Here is a 12,468-nt window from a genome sequence, read left to right as displayed (position 1 = left end):
TGGCTAATGGTTTTAAAAAAAAGAAGATATATGTATGGCACTTTTCGATAGACTAAATGCCTCTTTTTAGGGCTGAATGAAGTATTTGATGGTAATAATATGTTATAGATGTTTTTTTGCCATTTATAGGCTAAAAACGCGTGACGGTATATGTTATAGTGTTGTGCAGAAGAGTCCATTTTATATTTGTTCAAAAAATTGATTATGCACAAGTTTATATTGATGTTCTTTTTTGCGTTATCGCTAATTTCGTGTGGTACAGATACAGATGCGGGTGAGTTTGTTGTAGGGTCAGATTATTTGGCATTGAATAATAAAGTTATTCTGGTAGATACAATGACTGTCGAGATGTCTACAATAAATTTAGATTCACTTGTAACTTCTACTCAAAGCCGAATTTTGATTGGAAATTATGATGATCCTCTCTTTGGAAAAATAAAGTCTGATAGTTATTTTCAATTATCAACTAACACATATGCCTTAAATAATAGTGGTTCAGATACAGAAGCCGTTAAATATGTTTTTGATTCTATTTCGATGATTCTAAAATATGATAACTATTATTTTGGAGACACCACAAAAGTGCAGACATTTGATATTCATCGTTTGATTCAGAAAGTTAAACCTAATACTGAGGATAATAATTTTTATAATAATTCAAAATTGAATTATAGTCCGGAAAGTCTTGGAACAATTTCGTATAAGCCACGACCAATCGAAAAAGATTCTATTAATATTAAAATGAGTAGTGCATTTGGTGCCGAACTTTTTCAGAAATTGAAGAAAAGGGAAGTCACAGATTTTGACACTTTCACAGAATATTTAAAAGGATTTGTTTTAGTGCCCTCATCTTCTAATTCTTCGAGTATAATAGGTTTTAGCGCAGCTACAAGTAAAGTCAGGTTGTATTATTCCAAATATCAGGCAGACACTGAAGAAACACCTTATATTTTAGATTTTACTATACTTGACAAAACAAAGCAATTCAATGCTATTTCGTCAGATAAAACAGGTACGTTGCTTCAGAATTTATCTGTTCCAACAAGCAAGCTGTCAAGTTCTTTAACCGAGCATCAGGGATTTATTCAATCCGGAACAGGAGTTTCTTGCAGAATCGATTTTCCCAATATAAAGCAGTTTAAACATATCTCAGATAATGGAGCAATTGTTGCCGCCGAATTGCTTTTAAAGCCAGTCAATAATTCCTATTCAGACAAATATCCTTTAGCCGATTCCTTAAGTGTTTATGTAGCCGATAATTTAAATAGAATTAGCGGCACTTTATTGAATTCTGAAAGTAAATCAGTATATGGAATTTTAAACAAAAAAACCGATGAGTTTAACGAAAATGTTGGTTATACAATTCCTATTGGAGGCTTTCTACAAAAAGAAATGCTCAAGCAGACTGATTCAAGATCTTGTTTGATTCTTACTTTACCTGCACTTTCTAAAGCAGTCAACAGAGTTGTTTTAGGAGACCAAAAACATTTGAATAATAAAATTCAATTGAAAATTTATTACATCTCTTATTAAATGAAAAATAGAATAGTTTATTTAAGTGGCGCCATTTTAATGTCGTTGACTTCATTTGCTCAAAGTATTTCGAGTTCTCCTTATTCATTATATGGAGTTGGAAGTTTATACGATTCAGATTTTGGTTCGCTTCCCTCAATTGGATCCTCTGGTATGGCATTGCCTTCAGATACTTTTATTAATAATCTAAACCCGGCTTCATTGGGTTATTTGCCTCAAAATCATTTTATGTTTGATATAGGTGGCAAGGCTATTGCAACAACTTACCAGAGTGCTTCAAGAAGCGAAAAGCGAAATAATTTTCAATTCTCGCATATTGCTTTTGCATTTCCGGTGACTAAAAACTCCGGATTTAGTGCAGCACTGCGTCCTTATTCAAGTTCAGCATTTAAAATCTCTAACTTAAAATTGCCAATTTCAGACAGTCAGGAATTCTATTATTTAACCGCAGCTGGTTCTGGCGGATTAAATAATTTTGATTTTTCGTATGGATATCGATTCGGAAAAAAATTGTCACTCGGAGTATCTGCTGCCGTTTTATTTGGAAGTACTACCGATGACAGAAGTTTTTTAATCGCAAATTCAATTACAACACTCAGTAAAAAAACAAATTATAATGGTTTGCGAGCGACATTTGGAGCTCAGTATAAAATTGATTCAACGCTTACAATTGCTACAACTTTTAAGTTGCCAACTCAAATTAATGCCTCTAAAGTTCAATCAGTTCAAACAATTACAAATAATGTTGCAACCAGTATAGAATCGAATGTAGCATCAGATTTAGATAATTATTATATGCCTTTGGAGATGGGGATAGGTATTAGTAAACGATTTAAAAATAATCTAAACATGACGCTTGATTATGAAAAGAGTTTATGGAATGATACAAATCAGCCTGAATTATATGGAGATTTTGTGAACCAGGACAGATTTGCAATGGGTTTTAGTTATAGTCGCAGAAAAAATGTCAGGAAATATTGGGATAGCGTTCAATATTCAACAGGTTTGAATTTTGATACCGGTTATCTTGAAATCGACGGAAAAAGAGTCAATAATGCCGCAATCTCTCTTGGGATTTCGCTGCCCATCGAAAACACTTTTTCCGCAGTTAATATTTCTTATTCCTATGGACAAAAAGGAAGAATCGCAGATAATCTAATTAAAGAAAATTACCATAAGTTATCCCTGAATTTATCTTTGGACGGAATTTGGTTCGTCAAGCGAAAAATAGAGTAGAAGCCTAAAAATCTTTTTCGATTACAGGATATTTATAATCTAAAATCGATTTTAAAACATCAGGATTTGAATTAACGTAAAATATTGGTTCGTCGTTATTTTGAGTATCTGTAAAACCTACTTTTTCACGTAAGACATTTTGCGTTTGTCTTGCAACAGCCTCTCCGGAATCTATAATTTGAATATGTTCCGGAAGGATTTTTTTTATTTGTGGAATCAAATACGGATAATGACTACAGCCTAATACCAGATAGTCAATATTGGCGTCAATCATAGGTTGTAAATAGGATTCTAACAATTGAGTCATTTCCGGAGAATTTAGATTTCCGTCTTCAATAAGTTGCACGAGTCCGTGACCAACTTGCTCAATTATTGTAGTATGCTGAAACATTTCAGCAGTTTTATTAAATAACTCACTATTCAATGTTCCTTTTGTAGCAAGAATACCAATTACTTGTGTTTTTGAATTATTGGCTGCAGGTTTTATTGCAGGTTCAATTCCTATAAACGGGACATCATATTCAGCACGGAGTTCTCGAATAGCATTTGTTGTAGCAGTATTACACGCAACAACAATAATTTTGCAATTTTGTTCTAGTAGAAAATCTACATTTTTTTTGCTTAATGCAACAATTTCTTCTTTGGTTCTTTGACCGTAAGGAGCATTTTTGCTGTCGGCTAAATAGATGGTTTTTTCGTTTGGAAGCAGATCGTGAATGGCGTTCCAGATGGAAGTTCCTCCAATACCGGAATCAAAAACGCCTATAGGATTGTTGTTCGTCATATTACAAAGTTACATATTTCTACGTTTTTCTACAATTTGGAGTTTAAATAATTGAGTTAATAAAATGTAAAAAAAGTACTATATTTACGTTTAACATTAAACAACCTATAACTATGAAATTTATCAAAAATTGCCAGAAATTAACAAAAGATGAGCTTAAGAGCATAAATGGTGGAAATTTTCCATATTGTCCAGTTGGTAAAATTTGCTACCGAGGAGATGATGAAAATGGTTTACCTATGTGGGATTGTGTACCAACAACAACTTTATGCCCATCACATTAAAAATTAATTAATTGTAAAATCAAAAAAAATGGCTCAAACTTTAAAATTTGAGCCATTTTTTATAATGTGATTTGTTTCTTAGAATCCTAAGTCTTTCTTAACATCAGCAGTAATGTTTGGACCATCAGCTAATAATAAAGTAGAACCGTCAAGAACATATTGGAAACCTTTAGCTTTTCCAACTTTTTGGATAGAAGCTCTTACTTTTTCCATTAATGGTTTTACGATATCAGTTTCTTTTTGTTGTAGTTCTTTTTGTGCATTGTCTCTATAGTCAACAATTCTTTTTTGCATGTCTTGAACTTCTTTAGAACGATCTCCGTTTACAGCATCAGTTACTGTAGCAGCTTCAGCTTCGTACTTTTTGATTTTTACTTGATATTCGTCAACCATTTTTTTGTATTCTGCATCATATGTACCGCTTAATTTTTGTAATTGGTTTTGAGCATCTAGCATTGCAGGCATTTTCGACATAATCTCGCTAACATCAACATGAGCTACCTTAGCTTGTGCGTTAATTGTGTTACTTGCTCCTAGAACTAAAATGGCAGCAATTAGTAAAGTTTTGATTTGTTTCATCATTTTTAAAAATATTAATTAATTATTGGTCGTATTTGTTTTCTGTGTTTCGGCCTCTTTTGCTTTTTTAGCCGCTTCTCTTTCCTCTAAGATTTTCTTTCTCTTTTCCTCTAATTCTTTTTTACGCTGTTCGTAAAGTTTTTGTCTTTCTGCTGCTTTATCAACTGCTGGTGTCGCTGGCGTGGTTTCAGTTCCTGTTGTTGCCGCTGCCGGTGTTACAGTTTTTCCTGTAGCATCTGTTGTTTTGGCAGCCTCAGTTGTTTTTGCTGTTTCAGAAACCGTGCCATTCTTTTTAGCTTCTCTTTCAGCTTGTATTGCTTTTCTTCTGTCGTCGTATTCTTTTTTCTTAGCTTCCTGCTCTAATCTTCTGTCTTCTATTAGTTTATCTCTGGCAGCTCTCTTTTCGTCTAATACTTTTTGTCTGTCTTGCAATGCAGGGCTTTCATCAAGAGCATTTTCTTTACTTTCTTTAGCTTCCTGATCTTTCAATTGTTTTTTAGTCAATTGTTCACGTTTATCAGTTCTGTTTAAAATACGTAAAACCTGATCGCTAATATCGAATCTTTTATTGCTAAAAAGCATTGTCAAATCCGATGATTTATCAAATACAAAATCATAATTTTTAGCTTCAGCAATATCTTGAACAGCTGTAAAAACCTGATCTTGTATAGGCTTTGCTAATGCCATTTTTTGGTGCATTAAATTTCCATCAGAACCAAATTGTTTTTGTTGATAATCCAACATTTCGGTTTCAAGAAATTTGATCTCAGTTTCTCTTTCATCGATCAGCTCTTTAGTAAGTAAAGCTTTTTCGGCTTTAAGGCTTTCTTTAAGAGTATTGATGTTTAATTTCTTAGCTTCTATTTCTTGTTTCCATTTTTGAGCTTTTAACTCTAATTGGGCTTTCGCTTCTTTATAATCAGAAACGTTTTCCAAAATATATTCCATGTCGATGTAGCCAATCCTTGTCGTTTTTCCTTGTGCCTGACTTGTATTAGCTACAATCAAGGCTAAAAATATAAATAAAAACTGTTTTCTCATAACATTACTTTATTTGGAAATTTTTAACCAATTTTAATTTATCTAGAACTGTTGTCCTATGATAAAGTGTGTCTCCCAACCATTTGGTTTATTACTTGGCATTCCTGGTGCAGCATCAAATCCGTATCCGAAATCAATACCTAACAATCCAAATGCTGGCATAAATACACGTAAACCAGCACCTGCTGAACGGTATAAATCAAATGGGTTGTAATCTTTAAACGTTGGATATGATGATCCAGCTTCTAAAAATGTTAATGCATATATCGATGCTGACGATTTTAATGTAATTGGATAACGTAATTCTAAAGAGAATTTGTTATAAATCGTTGCTCCAATCTGTTCTCCGTTAGCATTTACAGGAGTCAAAGAGCTGTTTTTGTACCCTCTTAATCCTATTGTTTCTCTACCATCCATTGAGTATTGTGCCATTCCGTCTCCTCCTAAATAAAAGCGTTCAAATGGTACAACTCCTCTTGCCTGATCATAAGCTCCTAAGAAGCCAAACTCAGTTAATGTTCTTAAAACTAATTTACCATATACTTTAGTATACCAATCAGCTTTAAATTTAATTTTATAATATTCTAACCAGTTATATCTTTTCTGATCCACTTTACCCTGGTCAGTATCTGCGCTTGCAAAATCAGATCCAACACTTACAGTTCCAGCAGTTGTCGCCTTAATGTAATCCCCGTTTCTTAATGGTTTTTGGTCTGCACCATAACCTGAATCTCCAGTCCATCTTGATTTATATTCTTTTTCATTTGCCAAATCTCCATAGTCTATACCATTAAATAAGGAGTATGGTGGCGTAATTTTTGCAGAAACACTAAATTCAGAACCGTATGTCGGGAATATTGGGTTAACCCCTTTATTACTTCTCGAAAGACCAATTGTGTATGCTAAGTTTCTTGACGCTCCATTACCAAAAGTAAACAAACCAGTATTATAATTATTCAAATCATAGTGTTGGTAACTCACAGATTGAGACAATACAAAATAATCATCCGGCACTGTTAATCTTTTTGCTAAACCAACTTGAATGGTAAAAATATTAAAACTTTTGCTTTTGTCAACACTTCTGGTGACATAATTATTAAGAAATTGTTTACTATATGAAATAGATGAACTAAACTGTACTGGTTTTTTTCCTCCAAACCATGGCTCAGAAAACGATAAACTGTACGTTTGGAAATAAGTACTTCCTTGTAAACGAAGTGCTACTTTTTGTCCATCTCCCATTGGTAAAGGCTTGTAAGCTTCTTTGTCAAAAAGTTTTCGGGCAGAGAAGTTGTTAAAGGATAGTCCTAATGTACCAATGAAACCTCCACCACCGTAACCTCCTTGAAGCTCAACCTGACTAGATCCTTTTTCTACAACATTATATTCAATGTCTACAGTTCCGGCTCCGGCATCTACGTTTTTGAATTTTGGTTCGATTGCTTCAGGATCAAAGAATCCTAATTGTCCAATCTCACGAATAGTTCTAACTAATTGCTCTTTACTATATTTTTCTCCTGGCTTAGTTCTTAACTCACGGTAAATTACGTGGTCATTTGTTTTGTCGTTTCCAACAACCGATATTTTGTTGAAATAGGCAATAGGCCCTTCAGTAACTCTAATTTCAAAGTCAATTGTGTCGTTTACTGTTTTTACCTCTACTGCATTGATGTTCGAAAACAAATACCCATTATTTTGGTATAAGTTTGTGATATCTTCAGCATCAGGTTTTGTTTTATCAGCAATTCTTTTTTCAAGTAAAACACCATTATAGGTTTCACCCTTTTTAATTCCTAAATAACGATTTAATAATTGATCTGAGTAAACAGTATTTCCTAAAAACTTAATATTTCCGAAGTAATATTTATTTCCTTCTTCTACATTAATTTTGATGGCAAGCATATTCTTCTTCTTGTCGTAAGTAACAGAATCATAAATGATACGTGCATCACGATATCCTTTTTCTTTATATGAAGAAACGACTTTTTCTAAGTCGGTTTTGTATTTTTCAGGAATAAATTTGGAAGCTTTTAAAACGCGAAACACATTTTTTTGCTTTGTGTCTTTCATTGCACCTCTTAACTGTGAGTCTGTAAGTTGTTTATTTCCAATGAAATCAATGCTGCTTATTTTTACTTTGTCACCTTTGTCAACCCGAACGAGCATGTTAACCTGGTGTCCGTTTATAGTATCCGGAGTAGTGGTAATCGTAACTTTGGTATTATAAAAACCGTCTTTTTTGTATTTGTTTTCGATATAATTTTTAGTGGTAGTAATCAAATTCTCGTTAACAATTTTACTTTTGGTTAAGTTATTGTCTTTAATTAATCCTTCGACTTTACTTTTCTTAATACCAACAAATTTAACTTCATTTAGTTTAGGCAGTTCGACGATATTTAAATCTAAATAAATACTATCGTTTTCTACCTTATTTATATAGAAGGCAATCTCGTCGAAAAGACCAAGTTTACCTAATTTTTTAATAGCACCACTGATTTCTTCACCAGGCACGGTTATTTCCTGCCCTTTTTGAAGGCCTGAAAAGGTAACTACGGTTTGTTCATTGAAGCTTATTTTACCAACAACAGAAACTTTAGCAAGAATATATTTTTTTCCTTGATCAAAAGGAACTCTATCTTGTGCTTTTATTTGTGAAAAACTACCCAAAAGAAGTAGGGTAAGGGCTATTTGTACTCTTTTTTGTAACACTAAAAAATTATTTAATTTGTTCACTGGTTTTTCCAAATCTACGTTCTCTTTTTTGATAACTAATAATAGCCTCATATAAATCTTGATCTTTAAAGTCTGGCCACAAGACATTAGTAAAATATAATTCTGCATAGGCTATTTGCCATAGCAAAAAATTACTTATTCTATGTTCTCCACTTGTTCGTATTAATAAATCTACGTCAGGTAAATTTTGCGTGTAAAGATGCTCATTTATAATTGAATCGTCAATAGTGTCTATTGAAATTATATTATTTTTAACTTTATCACTGATGATTCTAACGGCATTTACCAATTCTTCTCTTGATCCGTAACTTAAAGCCAGTGTTAGCGTGAGACGCGTATTGTTTTTGGTTTTATCAATTACATCAAGAAGTTCTTTTTGAGCAGATTTTGGTAATTTCTCAAGATTACCAATTGCATTCAATTTTATGTTGTTTTCCTGTAAAGTAACTAACTCTTTTTTTAGGGAATTGATCAGTATTTTCATTAAAGCTTCAACCTCCAGTTTTGGACGATTCCAGTTTTCTGTAGAAAAAGCATATAAGGTAAGATACTCAATACCTAGTTTGGCGCAAGTTGTAATTGTTTTTTTGACAGATTTAGTTCCGTTTTCGTGGCCAAAAGCTCTTAAGAAGCCTTGCTGTTTAGCCCAACGACCATTTCCGTCCATAATAATGGCCAAATGTTTGGGTAAGTTGGTTTGATCTATAGAGTCTAGTAAGTTCATTTTATTAGTATGCGCAATAGCAAGGTTTTTGTCCAAAGGTATAGGTTAAAGTGATACCTGAAAAGACATACCAGTCATTATTATTTAAATTCCCGAATTTCTTTATATTCGTGTTACTTGTATTAGGATTACTTCCGTCAATATCGTCTGTAAAAGTGTAGCGAACTCCAACTTCAGCACCTAAAACCCAATGTGGATCTATATTCGATTTTACACCTAATATAATAGGTATAGCAAATGAGCCGGATCTTTGGGATTGAGTTATATTTGGATTGGCTACTTGTCGATACAATTGATCATACCTAAAGTAACTTAATCCTGAATATATATAAGGAGTAACTTTTGGATGATAATCATGTAAATTAAAATCAAAAAAATTAAATTCTAAACCGGCAGATAACTCTTGTATAGTGTTTTCAAAACTATAGCCTCTTTTATTTCGTCCTGTTTCTTTTGAATCGTAATCATTTCCAATAACAGATGACTGTGTGTAAGAAAAGCGATAAGAATGGCGAGGACTCTTGTTCCACTTGTATAAAACACCAAAAGCCAGTTTTTCGGGAGCAATATAGGTTGTACTTCCTACGTCTCCAACAAAGTTACTTCCGCCAAGAAATACACCAATCTCATTGATCTGAGCATTTAGTGTAATAAAGGGGAAAAAACATAACAATAAATTAAAAATTTTCTTCATTTAATTCAAAATTGCGTGCAAATATAATAATTATCGATACGAATCAACGTTGCTTTAGTTAAATGTGCTTTTTTTTAAATTTACGATATGAATTTCAGACATTTAATGAAGATTCGATACATGCAGAACGAGAAAAAGTAGTATTATCGTATAGTGAGATGTCAGAAAAGGACTTAGTTTCTTTTGTCTTCTCCCCAAAGTAGCTTATTTCTAAGTGTTTTCAGGAAAGTTTCACCGGGAATCTCTACCATTTTTATTTTAAAATCAGTCTTTGTGATGGTCAAAATTGATTCGTTTTTTACAGAAGCAATTCTAGAATCCAATGAAACTAAATATTGATCTTCTCGCCCGGATACGCGAAGTTTAACTACGGTATCATCAGGAATAACAAGAGGTCTTGCTGTTAAGTTATGAGGTGCAATTGGCGTTATTACTAAGCTTTTTACATCTGGAGTTAATAATGGACCGCCACAACTCAAAGAATATCCGGTAGAACCCGTGGGAGTTGAGATGATTAAACCGTCTGCCCAATAAGAATTTAGATATTCATCGTTTAAATACGTTTCAATAGTAACCATTGATGTCGTATCTTTTCGGCTTACAGTAACTTCGTTCATCGCAAAATTCAAATCTTCAATAGCTTCGTTTTTTGGATCGCAGGAAAGGCTTAATAAAGTTCTTTCGGAAGTAGTGTAATTTTTATCAATCACAAATTGCAAAAAGCTGTCAATATTTTCTTTTTGAACAGTAGCCAGAAACCCTAGTCTTCCTGCATTGATTCCTAAAATAGGCACACCGGAATCACGAACTAAAGTTGCAGCTCTCAAAATGGTTCCGTCGCCACCAATACTAATAAGCATTTCAAAACTATTATCTAAAGACGTAGTAGACGAAAAAGTCTCGTATTGATTGTCAACGAGTTGTTTTTCGTGAAGCATTTTCAGGAAATTTTCTTCAATTACCATCTCGACGTTATTGGAATTGAAGAATAAAAAAATGTCCTTAATAATAGGTTCCGTACTGTTTTGATAATACTGTCCGTATATGGCTACTTTCATTTTTGTTAATTAGATAATTTGGCAATGTGTCAATTAGATAATTTGCAATATGTCAATTAGATGAATCCAGAAATTATCTAATTGACACATTATCTAATTTATATATTAAGATACTTGTCTAAGTAGTCTGAACGTTCTTTTAAGCTATTGATATAAGCGTCTTCCTGATGTTCTGAAATAATTTCATAATTGTAACGTCTGAAAGTCTGAATGATTTCATTCATTGGTCCAACGCCAATTTTTATCGTGATCTGAACATTTTCCAAATCAGCTTCAGATATAAAACAACCTAATATTTTACCATTATTACTCTCGACAATTTGAGTAACCTGACCCATAGAATAATCCAAAAGGCCTTTTTGGACAATAATTATTCCGCCTTGTTCTTTTAAAAATGGAGTTTCCTGAAAAAATTTCATGATATCTTCCATTTCATAATAGCCAATATAGCTGTTGTTTTCGTCAAGAACAGGAATTACATTAGTGTGGTTTTTGGCAAAAACTTCCAAAACATCAAGCCAAAGCATCGATTTTCTGGCAAAAAAACGTTCTAAGGTATATTTATAATCGATGGCTTTTTTATCCGTGTCAAAAGTTTCAACATCGTCAGAAGCGATACTTCCAATGAAAATTCCGTTCTCCAAAACCGGAAAATGCGAAAAATTCAAATCCGCAAAAAAGTCCTGAACAGACGCTATCGTTTCCTGACTATCAATCGCTCTGAAATCATTGGTGATATAATTCGTAATTTCTGTCATAAATCAATTGAAGATATTTGATGCAAAATAATCAAAAAATAGCAAAAACTGCTACGTTTTACTTTGTATTTTTGTCGTAACAAATATAGTGTTACTAGAATTAATTATCTATTTATATGACAAAGTTAAGTGTAAATATCAATAAAATTGCAACCTTAAGAAATGCACGCGGCGGAAATGTCCCTGATTTACTAAAAGTAGCTACAGATCTTCAGAATTTCGGAGCACAGGGAATTACCATTCATCCTCGTCCGGACGAGCGTCACATTCGTTATCAGGATGCACGAGATTTAAAAGCAATCGTTCACACCGAATATAATATTGAAGGAAATCCGCAGCATAATTTTATCGATTTAGTATTAGAATGCAAACCAACGCAAGTAACTTTAGTTCCTGATGCAATTGGAGCGATCACTTCTTCTGCAGGTTGGGATACTATAAAAAATGAAGCTTATTTAATCGAAGTTGTTCAGGAATTTAAACGCAACGGAATCAGAACTTCGATTTTCGTAGATCCGGTTTTAGAAATTATTGAAGGAGCCAAAAAAACAGGAACTGACCGAATCGAATTATATACCGAAGCTTTTGCGCATCAATACAGTCTAGGAAATAAAAACGGAATTGATCCTTATGTCGAAGCAGCAAAACTGGCAAATGAATTAGGTTTAGGAATCAACGCCGGACACGATTTAAGTTTAGATAACATTCAGTTTTTCAATCAAAACATACCGGGATTATTAGAAGTTTCTATCGGACACGCATTAATTTCAGAAGCACTTTATCTGGGATTAGATAATGTGGTAAATATGTATTTGAATAAATTGAAATAATATAAAAATGAGTAGGGCATGACCCGCAGAAAAAGCGGGTCGGGCTATTCGTTACAATCTTCTATTTTTAAAGAAAAATAGAAGGATTTTTACTACTATCCCTCATGCGGCATTCTGATCGCGATAAACTTTTTAGGATACAATTTTAAACCCCTAAAATAAAATATTTATATCGTTTAAGAATTGGCTTATAATTGATTACTTTCGCACTTTT

12 protein-coding genes are annotated in these 12,468 nt (G+C 33.1%); 4 read left to right on the top strand and 8 right to left on the bottom strand.

Annotation, left to right across the window (positions count from 1 at the left end):
- Window positions 1–204 precede the first annotated feature (204 nt).
- Both C8C83_RS05285 and C8C83_RS05280 read left to right on the top strand, forming a co-directional pair.
- Entirely contained in the window at window positions 205–1,533 is a 1,329-nt protein-coding gene (locus tag C8C83_RS05285; RefSeq protein WP_121326767.1) for a DUF4270 family protein, read from the top strand.
- Complete coding sequence (locus C8C83_RS05280) at window positions 1,534–2,769, top strand: aromatic hydrocarbon degradation protein (protein WP_132011682.1); 1,236 nt, start codon at window positions 1,534–1,536, stop codon at window positions 2,767–2,769.
- 4 nt (window positions 2,770–2,773) lie between these two features.
- Here C8C83_RS05280 and murI read toward each other — a convergent pair whose 3' ends face one another.
- Entirely contained in the window at window positions 2,774–3,553 is a 780-nt protein-coding gene (gene murI, locus C8C83_RS05275; RefSeq protein WP_121326765.1) for a glutamate racemase, read from the bottom strand.
- Between the two features lie 113 nt (window positions 3,554–3,666).
- On the opposite strand from murI, the gene C8C83_RS27190 reads away from it, so the two are divergent.
- Window positions 3,667–3,837 (top strand): hypothetical protein, encoded by a 171-nt coding sequence (locus C8C83_RS27190; protein ID WP_158598141.1) that lies wholly within the window; start codon window positions 3,667–3,669, stop codon window positions 3,835–3,837.
- A gap of 78 nt (window positions 3,838–3,915) precedes the next feature.
- Here the strand turns inward: C8C83_RS27190 and C8C83_RS05270 are convergent, their stop codons facing one another.
- The 7 genes from C8C83_RS05270 to C8C83_RS05240 all read right to left on the bottom strand — a co-directional run bounded on the left by C8C83_RS05270 (window position 3,916) and on the right by C8C83_RS05240 (window position 11,424).
- The gene (locus tag C8C83_RS05270) at window positions 3,916–4,416 is read right to left on the bottom strand and encodes an OmpH family outer membrane protein (RefSeq protein WP_121329958.1); all 501 of its coding nucleotides are present in this window, start codon (window positions 4,414–4,416) and stop codon (window positions 3,916–3,918) included.
- Between the two features lie 18 nt (window positions 4,417–4,434).
- Window positions 4,435–5,457 carry an OmpH family outer membrane protein gene (locus C8C83_RS05265; RefSeq protein ID WP_121326763.1) on the bottom strand — a complete coding sequence of 341 codons (1,023 nt, stop codon included), beginning with the start codon at window positions 5,455–5,457 and terminating at the stop codon, window positions 4,435–4,437.
- Between the two features lie 42 nt (window positions 5,458–5,499).
- Window positions 5,500–8,241, bottom strand: a complete 2,742-nt coding sequence (locus C8C83_RS05260; protein ID WP_121326761.1) for a POTRA domain-containing protein — start codon at window positions 8,239–8,241, stop codon at window positions 5,500–5,502.
- Window positions 8,174–8,914 (bottom strand): isoprenyl transferase, encoded by a 741-nt coding sequence (locus C8C83_RS05255; RefSeq protein WP_121326759.1) that lies wholly within the window; start codon window positions 8,912–8,914, stop codon window positions 8,174–8,176. Before C8C83_RS05255 ends, C8C83_RS05260 begins: the two co-directional genes overlap by 68 nt.
- Before the next feature lie 4 nt (window positions 8,915–8,918).
- Complete coding sequence (locus C8C83_RS05250; protein WP_121326757.1) at window positions 8,919–9,608, bottom strand: DUF6089 family protein; 690 nt, start codon at window positions 9,606–9,608, stop codon at window positions 8,919–8,921.
- Window positions 9,609–9,781: 173 nt separating this feature from the next.
- On the bottom strand, window positions 9,782–10,666 hold the full coding sequence (locus tag C8C83_RS05245; RefSeq protein WP_121326755.1) for an NAD kinase: 885 nt from the start codon (window positions 10,664–10,666) through the stop codon (window positions 9,782–9,784).
- A gap of 98 nt (window positions 10,667–10,764) precedes the next feature.
- On the bottom strand, window positions 10,765–11,424 hold the full coding sequence (locus C8C83_RS05240; RefSeq protein ID WP_099710795.1) for a CBS domain-containing protein: 660 nt from the start codon (window positions 11,422–11,424) through the stop codon (window positions 10,765–10,767).
- Between the two features lie 116 nt (window positions 11,425–11,540).
- Between C8C83_RS05240 and C8C83_RS05235 the strand changes: the two genes are divergently transcribed.
- Window positions 11,541–12,254: a pyridoxine 5'-phosphate synthase gene (locus C8C83_RS05235; protein ID WP_121326754.1), complete on the top strand. Its 714-nt coding sequence runs from the start codon at window positions 11,541–11,543 to the stop codon at window positions 12,252–12,254.
- The last annotated feature ends 214 nt before the right edge of the window (window positions 12,255–12,468 follow it).

Origin of the sequence: Flavobacterium sp. 90 (genome assembly GCF_004339525.1) — a bacterium.
In the GTDB taxonomy this organism is placed as follows: domain Bacteria; phylum Bacteroidota; class Bacteroidia; order Flavobacteriales; family Flavobacteriaceae; genus Flavobacterium.
Note: the sequence above shows the minus strand (reverse complement) of the source record. Positions and strands in the feature narration are given on the sequence as shown.

What these genes read in the sequence shown, in the direction of transcription:
- C8C83_RS05285 (WP_121326767.1), top strand. Translation starts at nt 205, where the DNA reads ATGCACAAGTTTATATTGATGTTCTTTTTTGCGTTATCGCTAATTTCG.
- C8C83_RS05270 (WP_121329958.1), bottom strand. Translation starts at nt 4,416, where the DNA reads ATGAAACAAATCAAAACTTTACTAATTGCTGCCATTTTAGTTCTAGGA.
- C8C83_RS05245 (WP_121326755.1), bottom strand. Translation starts at nt 10,666, where the DNA reads ATGAAAGTAGCCATATACGGACAGTATTATCAAAACAGTACGGAACCT.
- C8C83_RS05250 (WP_121326757.1), bottom strand. Translation starts at nt 9,608, where the DNA reads ATGAAGAAAATTTTTAATTTATTGTTATGTTTTTTCCCCTTTATTACA.
- C8C83_RS05240 (WP_099710795.1), bottom strand. Translation starts at nt 11,424, where the DNA reads ATGACAGAAATTACGAATTATATCACCAATGATTTCAGAGCGATTGAT.
- murI (WP_121326765.1), bottom strand. Translation starts at nt 3,553, where the DNA reads ATGACGAACAACAATCCTATAGGCGTTTTTGATTCCGGTATTGGAGGA.
- C8C83_RS05280 (WP_132011682.1), top strand. Translation starts at nt 1,534, where the DNA reads ATGAAAAATAGAATAGTTTATTTAAGTGGCGCCATTTTAATGTCGTTG.
- C8C83_RS05265 (WP_121326763.1), bottom strand. Translation starts at nt 5,457, where the DNA reads ATGAGAAAACAGTTTTTATTTATATTTTTAGCCTTGATTGTAGCTAAT.
- C8C83_RS05260 (WP_121326761.1), bottom strand. Translation starts at nt 8,241, where the DNA reads ATGAGGCTATTATTAGTTATCAAAAAAGAGAACGTAGATTTGGAAAAA.
- C8C83_RS05255 (WP_121326759.1), bottom strand. Translation starts at nt 8,914, where the DNA reads ATGAACTTACTAGACTCTATAGATCAAACCAACTTACCCAAACATTTG.
- C8C83_RS05235 (WP_121326754.1), top strand. Translation starts at nt 11,541, where the DNA reads ATGACAAAGTTAAGTGTAAATATCAATAAAATTGCAACCTTAAGAAAT.
- C8C83_RS27190 (WP_158598141.1), top strand. Translation starts at nt 3,667, where the DNA reads ATGAAATTTATCAAAAATTGCCAGAAATTAACAAAAGATGAGCTTAAG.